This window comes from Streptomyces sp. NPDC001770 (assembly GCF_053596135.1).
This window is the reverse complement of the sequence record NZ_JBSFFN010000022.1, coordinates 105,916-127,254: the sequence shown is the minus strand read 5'-3', so window position 1 is coordinate 127,254 and position 21,339 is coordinate 105,916. Positions and strand designations below refer to the sequence as shown.

Below are 21,339 nucleotides of genomic sequence, written 5' to 3'. Positions count from 1 at the left end.
GAAGGCCCATGCTGCGAACATCCCAGGGCGGTGCCGGCAACGGCACCGCCGCCGCGGACCGGCGTGCGATGAGCATCGGCGCGGTGCTCGCCCAGCTCCGCGAGGAGTTTCCGGAAGTCACGATCTCGAAGATCCGCTTCCTGGAGGCGGAGGGGCTCGTCGAGCCCGAGCGGACGCCTTCCGGATACCGGAAGTTCAGTTCCGAGGACGTGGAGAAGCTCGCGCAGGTGCTGCGCATGCAGCGGGACCACTACCTCCCCCTGAAGGTCATCCGGGAGTACCTGGACGCCCTCGCCCGGGGGGAGCAGGCCGCCCTGCCCTCCCCGGGGGGCCAGAAGGACCTCGCGGACCACTGCTGGGAGGCGGCCGCGGCCGGGGCGCCCACAGCGGCCCGTATCGGCCGTGCCGAGCTCCTCGCCGTCACCGGCGCGGACGAGGAGCAGCTCGCCGAATGGGAGTCCTACGGCCTCGTCGTGGCCAGGCCCGAGGGCGGGTACGACGCCGAAGCGGTGAACGTCGCGAAGCTCGTTTCCGACCTCGGCCGGTTCGGTCTCGAACCGCGGCATCTGCGCGCCGTGCGGGCCGCCGCCGAGCGGGAGGCCGGGCTGGTCGAGCAGGTGGTGGCACCCCTGCGCCGGCACCGGAATCCGCAGACCAGAGCACGCGCCGAAGCCACCGCGCAGGAGCTCGCCGAGCTGTCCGTACGGCTGCACGCGGCGCTCGTGCAGACCGCCCTGCGCATGCGTTCGCACTGACCTCGGCGGAGCCCGACTACCCAAACATGGCGAGCACGTCCTAGGGTTGCTGTGTGAACGAGCTCGACGTTGTCGGTGTCCGGGTGGAAATGCCCTCCAATCAACCGATCGTTCTCCTGCGTGAAGTGGGAGGCGACCGGTACCTCCCCATCTGGATCGGTCCCGGCGAGGCCACGGCCATCGCCTTCGCCCAGCAGGGCATGGCCCCTGCCAGGCCGCTGACCCATGACCTTTTCAAGGATGTCCTCGACGCGGTCGGCCAGGAGCTAACCGAGGTCAGGATCACGGACATCCGGGACGGGATCTTCTTCGCGGAGCTGGTCTTCGCCAGCGGCGTGGAGGTGAGTGCCCGGCCGTCCGACGCCATAGCGCTGGCGCTGCGCACCGGAACGCCGATCTACGGCAGCGACGGCGTGCTCGACGACGCGGGGATCGCCATCCCGGACGAGCAGGAGGACGAGGTCGAGAAGTTCCGCGAGTTCCTCGACCAGATCTCGCCCGAGGACTTCGGTACCAACAGCCAGTGACCCGTCCGGGCCGGGCGGGGGCGGGCATTCGAGAAGCCATTCCCGGTCCGACGTCACGGGAAACCACCCTCAGGGTGATTATCACTCGGCGTGCCGAGTGTGGCGATCGTTGACGCACCCCCGGTGACTGCCTACCTTCGAGGGGGCAGGTCAAGGACGGAGGTCGGCGTGAGAAGCAGCGGCGACGGTGCGGCGGCGGGCGGGCCGTATCCGCAGCACGGCAGTGGGGCCGACCACACCATCAGGCAACCGGTTCACCCGGTGCCCCCGGTGTCGGACGGTGTCCCAGAGGCGAACGGCATCGGCTACCGCGGGCCGACGGCGTGCGCGGCGGCCGGGATCACCTACCGGCAACTCGACTACTGGGCGCGTACGGGACTGGTCGAACCGAGCGTCCGGCCGGCCTACGGCTCGGGCACCCAGCGCCTCTACAGTTTCCGCGACGTGGTGCTTCTCAAGATCGTGAAGCGCTTCCTGGACACGGGCGTCGCCCTGCAGAACATCCGCACCACGGTGCAGCATCTGCGGGCCCGGGGATTCCAGGACCTCGAGCGCATGACGCTGATGAGCGACGGAGCCACCGTCTACGAGTGCTGCTCGCCCGACGAGGTCGTGAATCTGCTCCAGGGCGGCCAGGGCGTCTTCGGCATCGCCGTGGGGGTGGTGTGGCGGGACGTGGACGCGGCCCTCTCGCAGCTGCACGGGGAGCGCGTGGACACGGGGGAGACCCTCGTCGGCCACAACCCCACCGACGAACTGGCCCGGCGCCGCAACCGCGCCGTCTGAGACGTCGGCGCCCGGCACCGGGCGACGGACACCCTCACAGACACCCGGCCCCCGGCGAACGGGTGCCGGGCGGTGTCGTTGTCAGTGGCGTAGGGCACCATCGGCGGTGTGAGATCCGCGCCCACCATCCTCCACCTCGACATGGATGCGTTCTTCGCCTCCGCCGAGCAGGCCGCCAAGCCCAGCCTGCGCGGCAAGCCGGTCGTGGTCGGCGGCGTGGGCCCGCGCGGGGTCGTCGCCACCGCCTCGTACGAGGCCCGGCGCTTCGGGGTGCACTCGGCGATGCCGACCGCCCAGGCGCGCCGGCTGGCCCCGAACGCCGCCTACCTGGTGCCGCGCTTCTCCCTGTACCGCGCCGTCAGCGACCAGGTGATGGAACTTCTGGGACGGCTCTCCCCCCTGGTGGAGCCGCTCAGCCTCGACGAGGCATTCGTGGATCTGGAAGCCGGTGGGGCCGCCGACGACTCCGTCTCGGCGCGCGCGACCGGGGAGCGGCTGCGGGAGGCCATCCGTACGGTCACCGGACTCAGCGGGTCGGTGGGGCTCGCCGGGTCCAAGATGCTGGCGAAGATCGCCTCCGAGGAGGCCAAGCCGGACGGGCTGATGCTCATCGAGCCGGGCACCGAGCGGGAGCTCCTGGCGCCGATGCCCGTACGCACCCTGCCCGGGGTCGGTCCGGCCACCGGGGACCATCTGCGGCGGGCCGGGATGACCACCGTCCACGATCTGGCCGAGGCGGGCGAGGACGAGCTCGTACGGCTGGTGGGCAAGGCGCACGGGGTCTCGCTGTACCGGATGGCGCTCGGCCTGGACGACCGGCCCGTGGTCGCCGAACGCGACGCCAAGTCCGTCTCGGTCGAGGACACCTTCGAGGTGGACCTCCACGACCGCACGCGAGTGCGGACGGAGGTCGAGCGGCTGGCCGGCCGGTGCGTGGAGCGACTGCGGAAGGCCGGGCGCTCCGGACGCACCGTCGTGCTCAAGGTGCGCCGCTACGACTTCTCCACCCTGACCCGCTCCGAGACGCTGCGCGGCCCCACGGACGACCCCTCAGTGGTGCGTGAGGCCGCCGCCCGCCTCCTGGAGGGAGTGGACACCACCGGGGGAGTACGGCTGCTGGGCGTGGGCGTCACGGGCCTGGCGGACTACACGCAGGAGGACCTCTTCGCGCAGGCGGCGCAGGCCGAGCGGGCGGAGGCCGAGCGGGCGGCCGGTGAACCTGAACCGGTGGGGCCGGCCTCCGGGACGGGCGCGGGGGCGACCCCGGGCACGGTCTCGGGGACGGAACCCCTCCGCGAGGCGCCCGGCCCGCCGCCCGGACACCCCGCGGCCGACGCCTCCGGGGACGAGGCCGCCGAGCGCGCCGCGCGGCGCTGGTCCCCTGGCCACGACGTGCGGCACGGGGCGTACGGGCACGGCTGGGTGCAGGGCAGCGGCGTCGGCCGGGTCACCGTGCGGTTCGAGCGGCCGGGCGACCCGCCCGGCCGGGTGCGCACGTTCCGGGTGGACGACCCGGACCTCGTCCCGGCCGATCCGCTGCCGCTGGTGGCGGAGCCGGTGGACTACTCGTCCTGGCCGGCCAGCCTGCCGAAGTCCCGGTCGGGGCCGGGATCGGTCACGGAGGAGGAGTCGAGTCCGTAATGCCGGTACAGCTGAAGCTCCTGCTCGGGCGAGAGATGCCGCCCGACACCGAAGTCCGGCGCGTCCCGGATCAGCGCGCGGTCGAACGGGACACGCAGGGTGTCCTCGACGAATTCGCTCGGCTCCAGCGGGACGAAGGCGTCCCTGCTGAACAGGCCGGTGCGGACGGCTGCCCACTCGGGGACGCCGGTGGCGTCGTCGAGGTAGACCTCGTCCACCGTGCCGATCTTGACGCCTGCGCGGTCGAATGCCTTGCGGCCGATCAGGCTGCGCGGATCGATGTCGGTCTGCACGGTGCCTCCCGCTGGTCGCGACGACTGGGGCCGGGCCGTGTCTTCGAAGTGCCGTCTGCCGGGCGGCGTCCGGCAGACACGCTCGCCGCGTTGTCGGAATCCGTCTCGTACGCCCAGTACGAGGACGATCCTCCGCCTTGCGACCGCACGCACCGGACGCCTCCCGGCCCGGCCTCCGGCCGAACGGCGCCACTTCGAAGACACAGCCGAGCAACTACTCCACAGCCACTACAGAAGTGCAGATTCCGTATATCGGCCACTCGAAGAAACGGCGAAGATCCCCGCTGGTAGGCTGGCACATGGCTGCTGACCCCGTGCGGGAGAGCCTCCGGTGCTGATTCCGGAGGCGCCGAAGGAGCAAATCCTCCCCGGAATCTCTCAGGCCCCCGTACCGCATGGACGAGGTCACTCTGGAAAGCAGGGCGGTCCCACCCGGCACGTGCCCGGTACGGCTCACCCTCACCGACGGTGAAAGCCGGTACGCCCCAGGGCGCGCCGGTGAAGCTCTCAGGTCGAGATGACAGAGGGGGAGGCCGTACGGGCAGCCGCGCCGCGGTGCCCCTCGCAGGTCGTGTCAGACCAGGAGGCCTCCATCATGACCCCCCGCCGCACCCCGCTCTCCCAGCTGGAGCAGGGCATCCCCTTCGAGCAGCGCCACATCGGGCCGGACGGCGAGGCCCGGGCGAAGATGCTCGCGCAGGTCGGATACGGATCGCTCGACGAGCTCACCGCCGCGGCGGTGCCCGACGTGATCAAGAGCACCGAGGCGCTGAACCTCCCGTCGGCGCGCACCGAGGCCGAGGTGCTGGCGGAGCTGCGTACGCTCGCCGACCGCAACCAGGTGGTCGCTCCGATGATCGGGCTCGGCTACTACGGCACCTTCACGCCCCCGGTCATCCTCCGCAACGTCCTGGAGAATCCCGCCTGGTACACGGCGTACACGCCCTACCAGCCGGAGATCTCGCAGGGCCGCCTGGAGGCCCTGCTCAACTTCCAGACCATGGTCGCCGAGCTCACCGGCCTGCCCACCTCCGGTGCCTCACTGCTCGACGAGGGCACCGCCGCCGCCGAGGCCATGGCGCTGGCGCGGCGCGTCGGCAAGGTCAAGGGCGGGGTCTTCCTCGTCGACGCCGACACCCTGCCGCAGACGATCGCGGTGATCGAGACCCGCGCCGAGCCGACCGGGGTCGAGGTCGTCGTCGCCGATCTCACCAACGGCATCCCGGCGAAGATCGCCGAGCGCGGCGTCTTCGGCGTGCTGCTCCAGTACCCGGGCGCCTCCGGGGCCGTACGGAACATCGGTCCCGTGATCGAGCGCGCCCACGAGCTCGGCGCGATCGTCACCGTCGCCGCCGACCTGCTGGCCCTCACCCTGCTCACCTCCCCCGGCGACCTCGGCGCGGACATCGCGGTCGGCACCACCCAGCGCTTCGGTGTGCCGATGGGCTTCGGAGGACCGCACGCCGGCTTCATGGCCGTCCGCGAGAAGTTCGCCCGCTCGCTCCCCGGCCGCCTGGTCGGTGTCTCGGTGGACGCGGACGGCGACCAGGCGTACCGCCTGGCCCTTCAGACCCGCGAGCAGCACATCCGCCGCGAGAAGGCCACCAGCAACATCTGCACCGCGCAGGTCCTGCTCGCCGTGATGGCCGGCATGTACGCCGTCTACCACGGCCCCGACGGGCTGCGGACGATCGCCCGGCGCACCCACCGCTACGCGGCGATCCTCGCCGACGGGCTGCGGGCCGCGGGTGCCGAGGTCCTGCACGACTCCTTCTTCGACACGCTGACCGTGCGGGTGCCCGGCAGGGCCGCCGAGGTCGTCGCCGACGCCCGCGCCCGCGGGGTCAACCTGCGGCTGGTCGACGCGGACCTCGTCTCCGTCGCCTGCGACGAGACGACCACCCGCGCCCACCTCGAATCCGTCTGGGCCGCCTTCGGCGCGCAGGGCGACGTCGAGGCGCTGGACGCCACCGCCGCCGACGCGCTCCCCGAGCAGCTGGTGCGCACCGACGACTACCTCACCCACCCGGTCTTCCACCAGCACCGCTCGGAGACGGCGATGCTGCGCTACCTGCGGCGGCTCGCCGACCGCGACTACGCGCTCGACCGCGGCATGATCCCGCTCGGCTCCTGCACCATGAAGCTCAACGCGACCACCGAGATGGAGCCGATCACCTGGCCCGAGTTCGGCGCGCTGCACCCCTTCGCCCCGGCCGAGCAGGCGGAGGGCTTCCTCACCCTCATCCATGAGCTGGAGGAGCGCCTCGCCGAGGTCACGGGCTACGACGCGGTGTCGATCCAGCCCAACGCCGGTTCGCAGGGCGAGTTCGCCGGTCTGCTGGCCGTCCGCGCCTACCACCGCGCCAACGGCGACGACCAGCGCACCGTCTGCCTCATCCCGTCCTCCGCGCACGGCACCAACGCGGCGAGCGCCGTGATGGCCGGGATGAAGGTCGTCGTGGTGAAGACCGCGGACGACGGCGAGGTCGACATAGAGGATCTGCGCGCCAAGATCGAGAAGCACCGCGACGAGCTTGCCGTGCTCATGATCACGTACCCGTCGACGCACGGTGTCTTCGAGGAGCACGTCGCCGCCATCTGCGGCGAGGTGCACGACGCGGGCGGTCAGGTCTACGTCGACGGAGCCAACCTCAACGCCCTGGTCGGCCTCGCGCGGCCCGGCAAGTTCGGCGGCGACGTCTCGCACCTGAACCTGCACAAGACCTTCTGCATCCCGCACGGCGGCGGCGGCCCCGGTGTCGGCCCGGTGGGCGTGCGCGCGCACCTCGCGCCGTACCTGCCCAACCACCCGCTCCAGCCCTCCGCCGGTCCGGAGACGGGCGTCGGCCCGATCTCGGCCGCTCCCTGGGGCTCGGCCGGCATCCTGCCCATCTCGTGGGCGTACGTCCGGCTGATGGGCGGCGAGGGTCTCAAGCGCGCCACGCAGGTGGCCGTGCTCGCGGCGAACTACATCGCCAAGCGGCTGGAGCCGCACTTCCCGATCCTGTACACCGGCCCGGCCGGCCTGGTCGCGCACGAGTGCATCGTCGACCTGCGGTCGATCTCGAAGGAGACGGGCGTCAGCATCGACGACGTCGCCAAGCGGCTGATCGACTACGGCTTCCACTCGCCGACCATGTCGTTCCCGGTTGCCGGCACCCTGATGATCGAGCCGACCGAGAGTGAGGACCTCGCCGAGATCGACCGGTTCTGCGACGCGATGATCGCGATCCGCGGCGAGATCGAGAAGGTGGCTTCGGGGGAGTGGACCGCGGACGACAACCCGCTCGCCAACGCCCCGCACACCGCGAACGCGCTGGGCGGGGAGTGGAACCACTCCTACAGCCGCGAGGTCGCGGTCTTCCCGGCAGGCGTCTCGGCCGCCGACAAGTACTGGCCGCCGGTGCGCCGGATCGACGGTGCCTTCGGCGACCGCAACCTGGTCTGCTCCTGCCCGCCGCTGGAGGAGTACGACCACTGACGGGCACAGCGGGCGCACGTGCGCCCGGGCACACGCGGACATGCGTCGGGGCCGGTTCGGAGATCTCTCCGGGCCGGCCCCTGTCCGTACCGCCGGGGCCCGGAGGTCCTCGGACCGCTCTCGGGCGGCCTTTTCAGGCGGCCTTCACCACGCGGCCGGTGGCCAGCGGGCGGTGCGGGGCGATGATCTGTCCGTCCGGGAGGAGTTCGCCGGTGTCCTCGAAGAGCAGGACGCCGTTGCAGAGCAGGCTCCAGCCCTGCTCCGGGTGGTGCGCCACGAGCCGGGCGGCCTCCCGGGCAGCTGATTCGGCGGTGGGGCAGGGGGGTTGATGCTGGCACATGGAGGTTCTTTCGCTGGGTCGAGTGGTGGATGCGTGATATGCGGGTGAGTGCCGAACGGCCCTTCCGTACAGGCCGGTCGGTCTCAGTGTTGCGCCACGCGCGGCGTTCCGCAGGGATTTCGACTCAGCTCGTTTCACGCTCCGCCGAGGTGTCACCCGCGCGGACGGCTCACCGCGCGGCCCCCGTCTGTTCGGGGGGTCCGGGGTAGTCCGAGTGGGCCATGGGCCCGTCTCGCCGGGGTGTGCGCCGAGCGGGCGGACGTGCGTGAGCCCGCCCCCGCACGGGGCGGGGACGGGCTCACGGGACAGCGGCGGGTCAGGCCGAGCCGACGAGGGGGCCGGGGCGGGGCGCGATGCGCAGGGAGAGTACCGGGAGCAGATCGGCGGCCCGGTAGGGCCGGTGGGCGGCGATCCCGGTCGGAGCGGGCGCGAGGGGAACGAGGATGTCGTTGGGCGCGACCGCGCCGGAGGCCGGGTCGGCCCCGGTGTCACCGTGCAGCCAGAGGGTGAGCATGTAGAGCTCGGGTACGGAGAGCAGTCTCGGCTGGTGGAGCGTTGCCGTCGACTCGGCCTGGCGCAGGGCGCGTTCGGTCGAAGCGAGATACGGGCCCTCGAAGAAGTGCGAGAAGGCCCAGCCGTCCGCGGTGAGGACGGTGTCGGCGGCGGCGACGATCCCGGACTCGGCCCGGATCAGGAACCGCCAGCCGGTGAGCCGGGTCGCCGGCGCGGGTGCGTCGGCGGCTGACCGGTCGAGAACGTGTACGGGCAGGGGGAGTTCGGGGCTCAGCGGTCCCTGGGCGGAGCGCAGAGCGGGGGTGCGGGCTTCGCGGACCGCGGTGGGAGAACCGAGTGCCGTGAGAACGCTGCGCAGTGCGGGCGCGGGGGCCGGGGGAACATGCAGCGGCATGGTGGGTCGCCTCTCGCTTCGGAGACACGGTGATGCGTGGGTGGGTGCAGACGGCGCTGTCGGCGTGCGGGACGTCAGAAGGAGGCCGGTCGACGGCTGGACGCATCGACAATCGGCCTCGTCAGCGGAGTTTATATGACAAGTGTTCGCCCGGTGTTTCCACTAGCTGTCGGTCATATGACGCGCAAGGGACTTTTGCGCCTTTGAAATGCGGAGTTTCTGGTGATTCGCGGTAGGTGTCCCGGCTGCCGCCTGCGAGCCTTCACATTTCGCGGTCGGCTCAAAAAGATCGGTGTTTCCGCCACCTGTGCGAAGGGAAGGCGAGTCAGAATGAGCCGCCCGCCGCATGCCTCCGGAATGTGCCTGATGACCGAGCGGCCCCAGCCTATCCGCTGCCGGACGCTTCCGCAGGCGTTATGGATCACTTCTGCGGGGCATTATCGATCGAGATGCGAGCGACCTGGCCGCGGGCCGCCACTGATGGAGGGACTCTTCGATGGGGGAGAAGGTCGTGGCGCACGCCTTTGACCTGTCCGACCGCCCGGCGTACCGGCGCAAGCTGGCCCGGTGTCTGGAAGGACTGGAGAGGCTGCTGGAGGAGCGGAGGTTCGACCGTCCCCGAAATTTCATGGGGCTGGAGATCGAGCTGAATCTCGCTGCCTCGGACGGCACGCCCCGTATGATGAATGCCGAGGTGCTCCAGCGGATCGCCAGCAGGGATTTCCAGACGGAACTCGGGATGTTCAACCTCGAGGTGAATATCGTTCCGCACCGGCTGAGCGGCCGGGTTTTCGATCAGCTGGCGGAGGAGTTGCGTACAGGGCTGGCCTATGCCCATCGGAAGGCTGCCGAGGTCGACGCAGGCATTGTCATGATCGGAATTCTTCCCACGCTGGGACCTGACGACCTGGTCTTCGGCAACCTCTCGGACGTGGACCGATACACCCTTCTCAATGACGAGATGGTCGCCGCACGGGGCGAGGATTTCGCGATCGACATCGAGGGCGTCGAGCACCTCGTGTGCGCGTCCCCGTCGATCGCCCCCGAATCGGCGTGCACCTCCGTGCAGTTGCACCTCCAGGTGACCCCCGCTCGGTTCCCCGACGTGTGGAACGCCGCGCAGGCGGTCGCCGGGGTGCAGATCGCACTCGGCGCGAACGCGCCGTTCCTGTTCGGCAAGGAACTGATGCGCGAATCGAGGCCGCCGCTGTTCCAGCAGGCCACGGACGTACGGCCGCCCGAACTGCGGAACCAGGGAGTACGCCCGCGGACCTGGTTCGGGGAGCGCTGGATCGGTTCGGCGCACGAACTCTTCGAGGAGAACGTCCGCTTCTTCCCGCCGCTGCTGCCGATCCTCTCCGACGAGGACCCGCTGAGGGTGCTCGACGAAGGAGGCGTGCCGACGCTGGCCGAACTCGTCCTGCACAACGGGACGATCTACCGGTGGAACCGGCCCGTCTACGGAGTCGCGGACGGGGCGCCCCACCTCCGGGTGGAGAACCGGGTGCTGCCCGCCGGGCCGACCGTCGCCGACGTACTCGCCAACGCCGCCTTCTACTACGGGCTGGTGCGCGCGCTCGCCGACGAACCCCGCCCGGTGTGGAGCAAGCTCCCCTTCGAAGCCGCCGAGGAGAACTTCGACAACGCCTGCCGGTACGGCATCGAGGCCGAACTGCTGTGGCCGCGCCCCGGCCGCTCCGGCGGGGTCGCGAAGGTCCCCGCCGTCAAGCTCGTACGGGACGAACTGCTGCCCCTCGCGGCCGCCGGGCTCGACGCGTGGAACATCGAGCCGGCCGACCGCGACCGGTACCTCGGCATCATCGAGGAGCGGTGCCGCCGGCGGACCAACGGAGCCTCCTGGCAGGTCGACACCTATCACCGGGCGCAGGAGGCGGGGCTGGGACGGGAAGCCGCCCTCGCCGCCACCACCCGCAGGTACGGCGAACTGGCGCGCAGCGGCGAACCGGTGCACACCTGGCCCGTCGGATTCCCCAAGCCCTGAGCGCGGGTGCGCACCCCTCCGGGAGGTCCACCGCCCCTGTGCCCGCCCAGGGCCGGGCGGCGCTCTCAGGGTGTCAGGGGGCGTCCCTCGACCGCGGCCCGGATGTGCTCGGGTCCGAGTGCCTCCGGTCCGTGCTCGGCCGTGAAGGCGCGCACGCGGGCGAGAGGCGAGCCGGGCGGAGGCTCCTCGCCCAGCGCGAAGCCGTGGGCCTGCGCCCAGAACGCCACGCCCAGCTGCTGCGGGTCGTCCATGGGGGACTTGTCCGTCCCGTCCGTCCTGTCGTTCGGGTCCATGGGGTGCACGGTAGACGGTGGTACGGACAACGCGTGACCGGCCGGCGCCGGTACGGGCCGCCCGCCGGCCGCGCGGGCCGGTGCGGACGCCTCGTGCCGCGGCCGGGCGGACGCCGGAGCCGGCCTACCCGGGGATGCCGGCCTGACTGGCCGTCATGATGGCCTGCAGGATCACCGACTGGATCTCGGCGGGGTCGCTCACCTCGTAACCGTCCCCGCCCGTCACCTTCGCGATCTCCGCGACCTCTTCGCGGTCCGCGTCCGGCCCCACCGCGATGGCGAGGACCGGCACCGGGCGCTCCGGGTCCGCGAGCGTCTTGAGCTGCTGGACCAGGCCGGTGCGCGAGATCCCGTGGTCGTCCTGGTTGGAGCCGTCCGTGAGGATCACCAGGGCGTTGAACTTGCCCGGCACGTAGCTCGCCACCGCCGCCCGGTACGCCGCGAGCGTGGTGTCGTAGAGCCCGGTCGCTCCGTTCGGTACGGGCTCCAACTCGTCGAAGGCGGCCGCGAGTTCCTTCCGGTGAACGGTGCCGCTCGCGGTCCGGTCGCCGAGGCGGCGCGTCGGGGTCAGCTCGCGGTAGTCCTTCTCGCCGTCGAGCGTGGTGGCGAACTCCCACAGGCCGATCTCGTCGTCGTCCGTGAACTGGCTCAGCGCCCGCAGCAGCGACTCCTTCGTCACCTCCATCCGCGACTCGCCGCTGCCCGGGACCGGGGTCGCCATCGAGCCCGACGCGTCGACCACCGTGGAGAGCCGGGCGCTCTGCACCGTGATGGTCCACATGCCGAGGACCTCCTGGAGCTCGGCGGCGGTGGGCGCGGCCGCGGGGGCCCCGGCGTACGGCTGGGGGTCCTCCCCGCCCGCCGCCCGGACGACCCGCGCCTCGGCGTCGCCGTCCGGCGAGCGGAAGCCCTGGGCGGGCAGGACGGCGCCGGGACCGCCCGCGCTGCTCTCGCGGAGCAGCGTCATCAGGCGCAGCGCGGTCCGGCTCTGCTCCACGCTCATCGCCGTCTCGTCCACCAGCGTGTACGGGTAGTTGAGCTGCGGAGCACCGTCCTTCGGGTAGAAGAGGTCGACCTTGCCGCCCGCGCCCGCCTTCGCGTTGTGCGCGAAGGCGGCCTGCTCCGACAGGATCAGCGCCTGGTTCCGCTTCCCGTCGTCCCGCTCGGCCGCCACATCGTCGTGCGCGAGTGTCCCGGCCGCCTGCGGATCGCTCTGCGACATCCGCTCGGAGAGGAGCTTCGCGGTCTGCGCGGCCCGGGTGTCGCTGTCGCCGCCCTGGTCCGCGGAGGCCGCCCCGATGGCCGCGAGTGCCAGCAGACCAGTGGCGCTGCGGGCCGGATCGGCCGCCCCGAGCCGTAGGGCACCGTCCGGCCCCAGGGCGGCGGCGACCAGTTCGGCCCAGCCCAGGCGCTTGTCCGGCCAGCCCAGGGCCTTCGCCGCGGACGGCACCACCGCGAACCCCACCGGGGAGGTGGCCACCGAATCGCCGGGCGTGAGCGGGATACCGTCCCCGGCCCCCTTCGCCCGGTCCAGCCAGAGGTCCGAGTCCGGCAGCCAGACCTGGTACGGGGCCTTGCCGCCGGCCGCCACGGTGTTGGCGACCTTGTACGAGTCGGCGGCCACCACCCGGACGTCCATGCAGCGCCCGTCCGTACGCACCTCGTCCTCGCGCGCCCGGTCGGCGACGGCGCGTACGGCGGGCGCGATGTCGGGCGAAGCGGCCACGGTGAGCCGGACCGCGTCGCTCCCGCACGGCTCGGAGAACGAGAGCAGGCCGCCGCGCGCGACCACCGCCGTCCCGGCCGCCACCGCGACGACGAGTGCGCCGGCGACGGCGACCGCGCGGCGGCGGGGCGGCGTCGACGCCGCCCCGGGTCTGTCCGCCGCGGAGCGGTCGGGCAAGCTGTGACGTCCCATGTCGGTGGTGCCCTCCTTGAGAATGAAACAAGGAAAGGGGGACCACACCATCGGTGATGGTGCTCGTCCCCCGGCCTGTCGCGCATGATCTTCGTACTCGCTTTCGAGACCCTAGCGGTGCGGCGGGTGGCATGGGACGCGATTGCAGAACTAAAGGCGGTGTACCGGTGGAGGTGGGGCGTGTGGCTGATTCTTGTCCCCAAGAGTCGCTTTCCCGAAGGACTTTGCGGTCCGAGACGCTGTTGGTCCTCGCGCTGTCGTTGGGCGCGAGCGGGGTCTCCGCACTCATCAGTTTTGTCGGATCACTGACGAAACCGGGGGGTTTGAAGGATCAGGCGGCCACGCTCAACGGCTCGTACGCGCCAGGTCGTCCATGGCTTGATCTGGCATGGCAAACGTTTGGGATCGCAACGGCTCTGGTGCCCGTCGCTCTGGTGGCGCACCTGCTGATCCGGGAGGGCGCGAGCCTGCGGGCCATCGGGTTCGACCGCACCCGGCCCGGCTCCGATCTGCGGCGCGGCGTCGCGGTGGCGGCCTGCATCGGCAGCGCCGGACTCGCCTTCTACCTCGTGGCACGGGCCACCGGCTTCAACCTCACGGTGGTGCCCGAGTCGCTCCCCGAGGTCTGGTGGAAGTTCCCCGTACTGATCCTCTCCGCGCTGCAGAACGCCGTGCTGGAGGAGGTCATCGTGGTCGGCTACCTGCTGCGCAGGCTCGACCAGCTGGGATGGACACCCCGGGCCGCGCTGCTGGGCAGTTCGGTGCTGCGCGGTTCCTACCACCTCTACCAGGGGATCGGCGGTTTCCTCGGCAACATGGTGATGGGCGTCGTCTTCGTCCTGCTCTACCGGCGCTGGGGCCGGGTCGGCCCGCTGGTGGCCGCGCACGCGCTCCTCGACATCGGCGCCTTCGTCGGATACGCGCTGCTCGCCGGGAAGGTGGACTGGCTGCCGACGCCCTGAGGCATCGCGCCGCCGCCGTGCGTCGGTCGCGAGCGCAACGGGTGGTGCGGGCGGGAGTCGTGGGAACCCGGAGAATTGCACCCCGGGACGGTGGGGGCTCCTGCGGGTGATGCCGTGGGAGCCCTCCGTGCTGTTCCGGGCCGGGGTTCCGCCGTCGGGCGTCCCGGCGCGCGCCGCCGCGTACGGCTCACGCCGTCCGCTCAGAGCGCGCCGAGGAGTTCCCCGTCGATGACGGTCACGGCATGGCCGGTGAGCAGCGTCCGGTCCCCGCGCAGTTCGGTGCGGACCAGGCCGGTACGGGCGGAGCCCTGAAGGCCGGTCAGCGCTTCACGGCCGAACCGGGCCGACCAGAACGGGGCGAGCGCGGTGTGCGCGCTGCCCGTCACCGGGTCCTCGTCGATGCCGACCCGGGGGAAGAAGCCCCGGGAGACGAAGTCGTACCCCAGGGTGGGATCCTCGGCGGCGGCGGTGACGATCACACCGCGCCGCGAACACCGCACGAGGGCCGCGAAGTCGGGCGTCAGCCCGCGTACGGTCGCCTCGTCGTCGAGCTCGACCAGCAGATCGCCGATGTGCTCGGCGGTGGCCAGGACCACGAGGGGCTCGGCGCCCAGCGCCCGGGCCAGGCCCTCCGGGACCGGCTCGGGCGTCAGGGAGGAGGTGGGGAAGTCCATCGTGTACGCGGAGCCGGGACGGGCGGCGGTGGTGAGCACCCCGGACCGGGTGGCGAACCGTACGGCGCCCGTGGCCGTCCCCGTCGAGTGCAGCACGTGCGCGGTGGCGAGTGTGGCGTGCCCGCACATGTCGACCTCCGTCGTCGGGGTGAACCAGCGCAGCGCCCAGTCCGCGTCTCCGCCCGGCGGCAACGGATGGGCGAAAGCCGTCTCCGAGAGGTTGACCTCGGTGGCGATCCGCTGAAGCGTGCCCGCTTCGGGGAAGGCCTCGGAGTCCAGCAGGACGACACCGGCGGGATTGCCGGCGAAGGGCTGATCGGTGAACGCGTCGACGATACGAATTCTCATGGGGCGACCGTAACGGGGGCGGTCCTCAGGTGGTCTCCGGGCCCGCTTCCTCGGCGTGCTCCGTCTGCGCGGCGCGCTCCGTCTGCGCGGCAGCCGCGGCGTCCAGCAGGAGCCAGCCGTCGATCTCCACCGGCCCGCGCTCCTCCGGCCGCCATCCGTGCGCCCTCGCCGCGTCGAGCAGCGCACGGACAGCGCCCGGCTCGTGCAGATTCAGCGAGCTGCCCCGGAGCCGGCCCACGTCCCCGGAGCCCAAGGGCGCTCCGCCCGGGACGTACCGGTCGGGCCCACTCGCGAAGACGATGCGCAGCGGTCCGCCCGTGCCGGAGGGCTGCGGGGACAGAGTGAGGACCTGACGGCAGTCGACCGGCCGGCCCCGCTCGTCCTTGCGGTGGCTGTGGCTCTGCCGCCAGAGGTACGCGCACCCGTCGGCGACCAGGCGGCGAGGGCTTCCCGATTTGCGTGGCACGGGTCGGAGGATACGCGGCGGCACCGGCTCCGCCGGGACGCGGACCGCACTCGGATCCGTCCTGAACCCGCCCGCTTCGGCCGCAAGTCGACTTCTGCCGCACGGCTTTGGCCCTTCAGCCTCGGGCGGCGGTGACTCCTGAGCTGTCCATGTAGTCGCGGACGCGCGTGATCAGTCCGTCGCGGACGTGGAGCACCAGGAGACCGGGGACGGTGAAGGGGGTGGCCCCGGTCGCCACCCCGGAGGGCCTGCCGGTCCTCAAGGCCCTGGAGACCCTGCCCGACCCGATGGGGCGCAAGAAGGTGGGCCCCGACGAGATCGACACGTCCCTGCTGGTGGGCTCGTGGCGGCGCCTCGTGCTGACTGCGCCGCACTTGGAGCCGGGCACGATGGACTGGAAGGCGTACATTTTCTGCGTGCTGGAGTCCTTCCACCGGATGCTGCGCCGGCGGGAGGTGTTCGCGAAGAACTCCCGACCCGCGGGCGAAGCTGCTGGACGGAGAGGTATGGGAGCAGGTCCGCCCGACAGTGCTGGCCTCCCTGAACCTGCCTGGTGAGCCGGGTGAGGACCTGGCGGCGCGGGCCGCGCTGCTTCACGGCACATACCAGGAGGTCGCGGGGCGGATGCCGGCGAACTCCCAGATCGTGTTCGACGACGACGGCCGTCTGCACTTCGCCGCGCTGGAGCCGGAGCCCGAACCCGCTTCCCTCCTGGACCTGCGGAAGGCGGTGGAGGCGATGATGCCCCGCGTCGACCTGCCGGAGGTGCTGCCGGAGGTGTTCTCGTGGACCGGCGCCGACCAGGCGTTCACCTCCATCACCGGCGGCGAGGCCCGGCTCAAGGAACTGCACGTCACGATCGCCGCGCTGCTGGTCGCGCACAGCTGCAACGCCGGCCATACCCCGGTCATCGGCTCCGCCGACGCGCTGAAGTACGGCACGCTGTCCCACGTCGACCAGACCTATCTGCAGCTGGCCACCTACCGGGCCGCGAACGCCACGCTCATTGACCACCAAGCCGTGATCCCTCTCGCGCAGCCGTGGGGCGGCGGGCTGGTCGCTTCGGTCGACGGGATGCGGTTCGTCGTCCCCGCTCCGCCCGTGTACGCCCGTCCCAAAACCCGCCATTTCGGGCGCCTGGGCTGCGCGACGTGGCTGAACATGATCAACGACCAGGCAGCGGGGCTCGGAGGGAAGGTGGTGGCCGACACCCCGCGAGACTCCCTGTACGTGCTCGATGTCCTCTACGACCGCGACGGTGGCAAGCGCCCGGAGATGATCGTCACCGACACCGCTTCGCACAGCGACATCGTGTTCGGGCTGCTCACGCTCGCTGGGGTTCGCGTACGCGCCGCAACTGGCGGACCTGCCCGACCAGAAGATGTGGCGCATCGACCGCACCGCCGACTACGGCGCATTCACTGACGCCGCCCGTGGTCGGGTGGACCTCGCCCGGATCGAGCGGCAGTGGGAGGACATCCTGCGGATCATCGGCTCCATCCACACCGGCGCCGTGCGCGCCTACGACGTCATCCGCGTGCTGTCCCGAGGCGGGGGGTCGACCCCGCTGGGGGACGCGATTGCGCACTACGGGCGGATCGCCAAGTCCCTGCACATCCTGCGCCTGGCCGACGAGCCCGGCTACCGCCGGCAGATCAAGGCCCAGGCCAACCTCCAGGAGGGCCGCCACGCACTCGCCCGGAAGATCTTCCACGGCCGCTCAGGGCAGCTCTACCAGCGCTACCAAGACGGCATGGAGGACCAGATCGGCGCCCTCGGCCTCGTCCTCTACGCCGTCGTCCTCTTCAACACCGGGTATATGGACGCCGCGGTGAACCAGCTGCGGGTGGACGGCTTCGATGTCCGCGACGAGGACGTGGCCCGCCTCTCACCATTCGTGCGGCACCACATCAACATGCTCGGCCGCTACTCCTTCCAGCTCCCCGACCTGCCCGGAGGCTTGCGGCCACTGCGCGATCCGGATGCCGTAGACGGCGAGTGACCGCCAATCATCGGGAGACGCCGACCAGCCCCAGCTGCGGGCTGGTCGGCGGGGCTGCGGTTGGGTTGCTTAGAGCCTCCGCCAGTAGGTCATCGGATGCGTGGGTTTCGGGGTCGGGTGTGCCAGCGGTAGAGGAGCCAGGAGCGTCGGATCAGGCAGCGAACGGTGATGATGGCGGCGGCCAGGGCGAGGAAGAACTCGATGGCCGCTCTCCGACGTTCGGTGCAGCGTCGGAGTTTGCCGAAGTTGTTCATCCAGGAGTTCGTGCGCTCTACCACCCAACGGCCGCCGGTCTGGATCGGGGTCTTCGCGCCGCGCGCGGCGATGCGCGCATCGATCCCGCGGGCGGCCAGGTCGTCGTGGACCATCTGGTAGTCGTATCCGGCATCCAGGGCAAGGTGCGGGTGTTTGGGTAGCGGCCCGAGGGTCGGCTCCAGGGCGGTGAAGCGGTCGAGGGTAGCGGGCAGCAGGGTGTGGTCGCGGGCGTTTGCTGGTGTGGGCTCGGTGACCAGCGGAATACCGCTACCGTCGGTCAACTGCGAGCGTTTCATGCCGAGTTTGGCTCGGTCGACCGGGCTCCTGCCGGCGCACTAGCCACCAGAGGGCGCCTTGGTGATGCAGCCATCGGCGCTCAGGCGGTCGAGTTCGAGGCCGATCATGCGGTCGTAGGCGGAGAGCGCGATCAGCCGCAAGGTCTCCATCACGCCAGCGGCGATCCACTCGTCGCGGCGTCGGCGCAAGGTGGTAGCCGAGCAGTGCGCGTCGGCGGCACGTTCGTATCCGCAGCCGAAGACCAGGACCTGTACCAGGCGGTCGAAGACGAGCGCATCGCTGATCCTCGGGTTGTGACAGCCCAGCGGGTGCCGGTCCTCGTGCACGGGCAGCAGCGCGAGGAACTGGTCGCGGATCGGGGCGAGAATGCGTGATGGGACAGCAGGCACGGATCCCCCGGTGATCATGAAGCATAGAGAGCTCCATAATCGGGCGAACCGTGTCTGCCCTGCTATCGCCTACTCGCATACATCTTGGAGACGTTGGCGCGCTGCCGCTGGTTTGCAGCCGAACCCGGGTTCAGGGTGCTCGGCAGCAGTACACACCGGTTCATCCCCGCCCTCAGCGGTTGAGGAAGGAGTAGCTGCGGCCGAGCTCGGTGAAGCCGCGGCAGGAGTACCACTCGCGCGGCCAGTCGGTCGCGTCCGCGACCAGGAAGAGCTGCGGGATCCCGGCAGAGGCGGCCAACGCCAGCCCTGTGGCGAGCAAGGTGTCTCCGTGGCCCTGCTTACGGTGCAGCACAGCGGTGACGAGGTCCTCCAGCTGAGCCAGCCCGGCGGTTCGGTCTAGGTAGAGGTCGGCCCAGGCCGCGATCTCCCCGCCCGGGGCCCGGGCGGCCAGAAAAGACACCTTCTCGGCGCCGCGCAGGCGGGCGGTACGGCGCTCGGTGAGCTGTCGAGCGAGATCCTCGTCCAGGCCCCAGTCCAGCTGCTGGCGGAACACCGCCGCTCGCAGCTCGGCAAGTTCGACCGGGTGCGCGACAGGTTCGGGCAGCGCGCAGCCAGCTGTCTCCCGGGCCAGTACCAGCTCGGTGTCCCGATCGTAGCCGGCCGCCGCCAGCACCGGGGTGGCCCGCTCCCCGAGTGCCTCGTCCAGCACCGTGATCCGGTACTGCTGGCGCGGTCCGAGGCCGTGTGCAGCCAGTTCGGGCAGTGCGGCCGGGTCGACGCCCGAGGCGTGGACGATCAGTTGGTTGTGCTCCTGGGATTGGGGGAAGTCCGAGTGGCGGATGGCGAAGGCTCCGGGCAGCTCGACGGTCTCAGTGGCCTGGCGGCGGGCGAAGGCGGCGCGGAAGGCGGTTACGCGCTCAAGCAGATCCGACATTTTCGTCATGATCGTCCCGCCCACTGCCGGGGGCAACACCTTTTCCCTACCGGCGGACGCTCTTAGACGGTCACGCCTGGCCGCTGCCGGGGCAGTTCGGCGTGCCGCACCGCGTCGGAGGCCAGGGCGATGCCCACGCCCAGGCTGGCGAAGGTGCCGCAGGCGACGAACACCGGGGCGGCGCCCCAGGCTCCAATGGCGGCACCGACCAGCGGATAGCTTAGGGGGGCGAGACCGACCATGGTGAGCATGACCACGGAGGTGACCCGGCCAAGATAAGCCGGGTCCGCCGCAGTCTGTATGAGGGCGTTGTCCAGGCTGCCGAAGACGCCCGCACACAGTCCGATGACCGCAGCCAGCACCGAGGCGAGCCACAGGGTCGGCACCAAAGCGATCGTGGCCGCACCCGCGCAGCCCACGAGCAGCGTCCCGGCCATCATCAGGCCGGCGCGCGGCAGCCAACCGGCGATCGCGAGCAACGCGGCGCTGGCCGCAGCCCCTGCGCTGAAGCTGCTGACGATCCAGCCGTAGCCGGAAGGGCCCCAGCCGCGTTCGGCGTTGAGGAGCACCATGCCGACGTTGAGGGTGCCGGTGAGGCCCAGTTCGCAGACGGCGCCGGCGGCGACGAGCGGGCCGATGAGTCGGTGGCGGCGGATGTAGCGCAGGCCGTCGAGCAGGTCCTGCCGCGCGGTGCCGGGCTCCGGCCGTTCCGCGTCGGGCGCCCCGAGGGGCCGTATCCGTATCGTCAGCAGGAGCGGAAGGGACAGGGCTATGAGCAGTCCGGCGACGGTGAAGGCGGCTGCGGGTCCACCGAGTCCCATGGCCAGGCCGCCGATCGGCGGGCCCGCGATCTGGCTGAGGCGCGTGGACAGCGAGCGCATGCCGGTGACCCGGGCCAACTGGTCGGGGGCGGTGATCCGGGGCGGAAGAGCACCGACAGCGGGTACGAACAGTGCGTCGACGGCGCCGAAGACGAGCGCCACCGTGACCAGGATCCACAAGGCCGGAGCCGTCAGCGCGATACCGGCGGCCACCGCCAGGATGAGGAGGCAGCGCAGCGTGTCACTGCCGAGAATCACCCGGCGGGGGTCGAACCGGTCGGCCACCACGCCCCCACCGAGCATGAGTAACGCTCGTGGTACTGCCCCGGCAGCCATGACTAGGCCGACTTCGGTAGGACCGGCGGCCTTCTGGGCGGACCAGGCCAGGGCGACGAAGTACACGCTGTCGCCAATGAGGGAGACGGTGTAGGCGGTGAGCCAGCGCAACACGTTGCCGTCGCGGTGGGCCGGTGAGGTGGCGTGTTCGGGCAGGGCTGTCTCTGGGGTGGCCATGGTGGGCTCCAAGTACGTTGGGAATTCGGCTGAGTCAGGGCCGGAAGGGAAAGCCGTAGAGGTGCACAGACACGTGCTCGCGGTCCTCGGTGTCGTCGGCCGCCTCGGCGGCCTTGCCGCGCTCCCGCCAGCGCCGGGCCAGCGCCTCAAGCTCGTCGCTCATCTCGGCGAGTTCGGCCGGGGTGAGGTCGAGCAGCCACTCTGAGCTGAAGGATGCGTCGGTCCACGCCTTCCCCCAGGCGGACTTCTGGTCGAGATACGTGCGGTACTGGGCGACGCGGGTGTCGAAGATCCCTCGGGTCACCGCGCCGACGGCGGCGGCTCCCTCGGGCGTGTCCGCGAAGTCCGAGTCACGGAAGCCCCAGCCCTCTTCAGATGCCACCTGCCACCAGCGCTCGCGGCCGTCGGTGCCCTGGCCACTCGCCTGGGTCACGAAGCCGTGCTCAGCCAGCTTGCGCAAGTGGTAGCTGACCAGCGAGGGCGTTTCGTCGACATGCTCGGCGAGCTGAGAGGCGGTCGCGGTGCCCGCGGCGTACAGCAGCCGGTACAGCTGCATCCGCAGTGGGTTCATGAACGCCCTCAACCGTGACAGGTCGGTGATCTGCTCAGGCTCGTGCTTCGGTCGCATGCGCTTACCGTAGGTATGAAGTGAAAACTTCGCAATAACTGCTTCAGAGTTGGTTGGCCGAGCGGCCGGCTCTGTGCGCAGGGGACTGGAGACAGCCAACTCAGCTC

General features: G+C 71.1%; 17 protein-coding genes, 2 pseudogenes and 1 riboswitch. Of the genes and pseudogenes, 8 read left to right on the top strand and 11 right to left on the bottom strand.

The annotated features are described in order from the left end of the window. Positions 1 to 8 precede the first annotated feature (8 nt). From ftsR to ACWCSV_RS20735, 4 genes are all read left to right on the top strand, one after another. Complete coding sequence (gene ftsR, locus ACWCSV_RS20750) at positions 9 to 755, top strand: transcriptional regulator FtsR (RefSeq protein WP_451144237.1); 747 nt, start codon at positions 9 to 11, stop codon at positions 753 to 755. A 53-nt stretch (positions 756 to 808) separates the two neighbouring features. Continuing rightward, positions 809 to 1,282, top strand: a complete 474-nt coding sequence (locus ACWCSV_RS20745; RefSeq protein ID WP_327174595.1) for a bifunctional nuclease family protein — start codon at positions 809 to 811, stop codon at positions 1,280 to 1,282. A gap of 168 nt (positions 1,283 to 1,450) precedes the next feature. Beyond that, complete coding sequence (locus tag ACWCSV_RS20740; RefSeq protein ID WP_451144235.1) at positions 1,451 to 2,068, top strand: MerR family transcriptional regulator; 618 nt, start codon at positions 1,451 to 1,453, stop codon at positions 2,066 to 2,068. A 108-nt stretch (positions 2,069 to 2,176) separates the two neighbouring features. Further along, entirely contained in the window at positions 2,177 to 3,709 is a 1,533-nt protein-coding gene (locus tag ACWCSV_RS20735; RefSeq protein WP_451144233.1) for a DNA polymerase IV, read from the top strand. Here the strand turns inward: ACWCSV_RS20735 and ACWCSV_RS20730 are convergent. Continuing rightward, positions 3,631 to 4,002, bottom strand: coding sequence for a PRC-barrel domain-containing protein (locus ACWCSV_RS20730; RefSeq protein ID WP_327174592.1), 372 nt, complete (start codon positions 4,000 to 4,002; stop codon positions 3,631 to 3,633). The genes ACWCSV_RS20735 and ACWCSV_RS20730 overlap by 79 nt on opposite strands. 307 nt (positions 4,003 to 4,309) lie before the next feature. Beyond that, a riboswitch (glycine riboswitch) is annotated at positions 4,310 to 4,406 on the top strand. Positions 4,407 to 4,597: 191 nt separating this feature from the next. On the opposite strand from ACWCSV_RS20730, the gene gcvP reads away from it, so the two are divergent. Further along, entirely contained in the window at positions 4,598 to 7,483 is a 2,886-nt protein-coding gene (gene gcvP / locus ACWCSV_RS20725) for an aminomethyl-transferring glycine dehydrogenase (RefSeq protein ID WP_451144231.1), read from the top strand. A 133-nt stretch (positions 7,484 to 7,616) separates the two neighbouring features. Here gcvP and ACWCSV_RS20720 read toward each other — a convergent pair whose 3' ends face one another. Together ACWCSV_RS20720 and ACWCSV_RS20715 are read right to left on the bottom strand one after the other, a co-directional pair. Beyond that, positions 7,617 to 7,823, bottom strand: a complete 207-nt coding sequence (locus tag ACWCSV_RS20720; protein WP_266702118.1) for a DUF5999 family protein — start codon at positions 7,821 to 7,823, stop codon at positions 7,617 to 7,619. A gap of 316 nt (positions 7,824 to 8,139) precedes the next feature. Next, positions 8,140 to 8,730 carry a hypothetical protein gene (locus tag ACWCSV_RS20715; RefSeq protein ID WP_451144229.1) on the bottom strand — a complete coding sequence of 197 codons (591 nt, stop codon included), beginning with the start codon at positions 8,728 to 8,730 and terminating at the stop codon, positions 8,140 to 8,142. A 496-nt stretch (positions 8,731 to 9,226) separates the two neighbouring features. Between ACWCSV_RS20715 and ACWCSV_RS20710 the strand changes: the two genes are divergently transcribed. After that, positions 9,227 to 10,732 (top strand): glutamate--cysteine ligase, encoded by a 1,506-nt coding sequence (locus ACWCSV_RS20710; protein ID WP_451144227.1) that lies wholly within the window; start codon positions 9,227 to 9,229, stop codon positions 10,730 to 10,732. Positions 10,733 to 10,797: 65 nt separating this feature from the next. Here ACWCSV_RS20710 and ACWCSV_RS20705 read toward each other — a convergent pair whose 3' ends face one another. Continuing rightward, positions 10,798 to 11,025 carry a hypothetical protein gene (locus ACWCSV_RS20705; RefSeq protein ID WP_451144225.1) on the bottom strand — a complete coding sequence of 76 codons (228 nt, stop codon included), beginning with the start codon at positions 11,023 to 11,025 and terminating at the stop codon, positions 10,798 to 10,800. A gap of 124 nt (positions 11,026 to 11,149) precedes the next feature. Further along, positions 11,150 to 12,943, bottom strand: a complete 1,794-nt coding sequence (locus ACWCSV_RS20700) for a VWA domain-containing protein (RefSeq protein ID WP_451144223.1) — start codon at positions 12,941 to 12,943, stop codon at positions 11,150 to 11,152. Positions 12,944 to 13,074: 131 nt separating this feature from the next. Between ACWCSV_RS20700 and ACWCSV_RS20695 the strand changes: the two genes are divergently transcribed. Continuing rightward, complete coding sequence (locus tag ACWCSV_RS20695; protein ID WP_451144221.1) at positions 13,075 to 13,905, top strand: CPBP family intramembrane glutamic endopeptidase; 831 nt, start codon at positions 13,075 to 13,077, stop codon at positions 13,903 to 13,905. Positions 13,906 to 14,105: 200 nt separating this feature from the next. On the opposite strand, the gene ACWCSV_RS20690 is transcribed toward ACWCSV_RS20695, so the two are convergent. Continuing rightward, positions 14,106 to 14,927 carry a PhzF family phenazine biosynthesis protein gene (locus ACWCSV_RS20690; protein WP_451144219.1) on the bottom strand — a complete coding sequence of 274 codons (822 nt, stop codon included), beginning with the start codon at positions 14,925 to 14,927 and terminating at the stop codon, positions 14,106 to 14,108. Positions 14,928 to 14,952: 25 nt separating this feature from the next. Continuing rightward, on the bottom strand, positions 14,953 to 15,393 hold the full coding sequence (locus ACWCSV_RS20685) for a hypothetical protein (RefSeq protein WP_451144217.1): 441 nt from the start codon (positions 15,391 to 15,393) through the stop codon (positions 14,953 to 14,955). A 233-nt stretch (positions 15,394 to 15,626) separates the two neighbouring features. Here ACWCSV_RS20685 and ACWCSV_RS20680 point away from each other — a divergent pair. Next, positions 15,627 to 17,395, top strand: a pseudogene (locus ACWCSV_RS20680) (Tn3 family transposase); the annotation flags it as partial. A gap of 89 nt (positions 17,396 to 17,484) precedes the next feature. Here ACWCSV_RS20680 and ACWCSV_RS20675 read toward each other — a convergent pair. The 4 genes and pseudogenes from ACWCSV_RS20675 to ACWCSV_RS20660 all read right to left on the bottom strand — a co-directional run bounded on the left by ACWCSV_RS20675 (position 17,485) and on the right by ACWCSV_RS20660 (position 21,232). Next, positions 17,485 to 18,336, bottom strand: a pseudogene (locus tag ACWCSV_RS20675) (IS5 family transposase). Positions 18,337 to 18,508: 172 nt separating this feature from the next. Continuing rightward, a complete protein-coding gene (locus ACWCSV_RS20670; protein ID WP_451144215.1) occupies positions 18,509 to 19,270 on the bottom strand; it encodes a GNAT family N-acetyltransferase in 762 nt (253 codons plus the stop codon). Positions 19,271 to 19,332: 62 nt separating this feature from the next. Continuing rightward, complete coding sequence (locus ACWCSV_RS20665; protein ID WP_451144213.1) at positions 19,333 to 20,604, bottom strand: MFS transporter; 1,272 nt, start codon at positions 20,602 to 20,604, stop codon at positions 19,333 to 19,335. A 34-nt stretch (positions 20,605 to 20,638) separates the two neighbouring features. After that, positions 20,639 to 21,232 carry an ArsR/SmtB family transcription factor gene (locus ACWCSV_RS20660; RefSeq protein WP_451144211.1) on the bottom strand — a complete coding sequence of 198 codons (594 nt, stop codon included), beginning with the start codon at positions 21,230 to 21,232 and terminating at the stop codon, positions 20,639 to 20,641. Between the last annotated feature and the right edge of the window lie 107 nt (positions 21,233 to 21,339).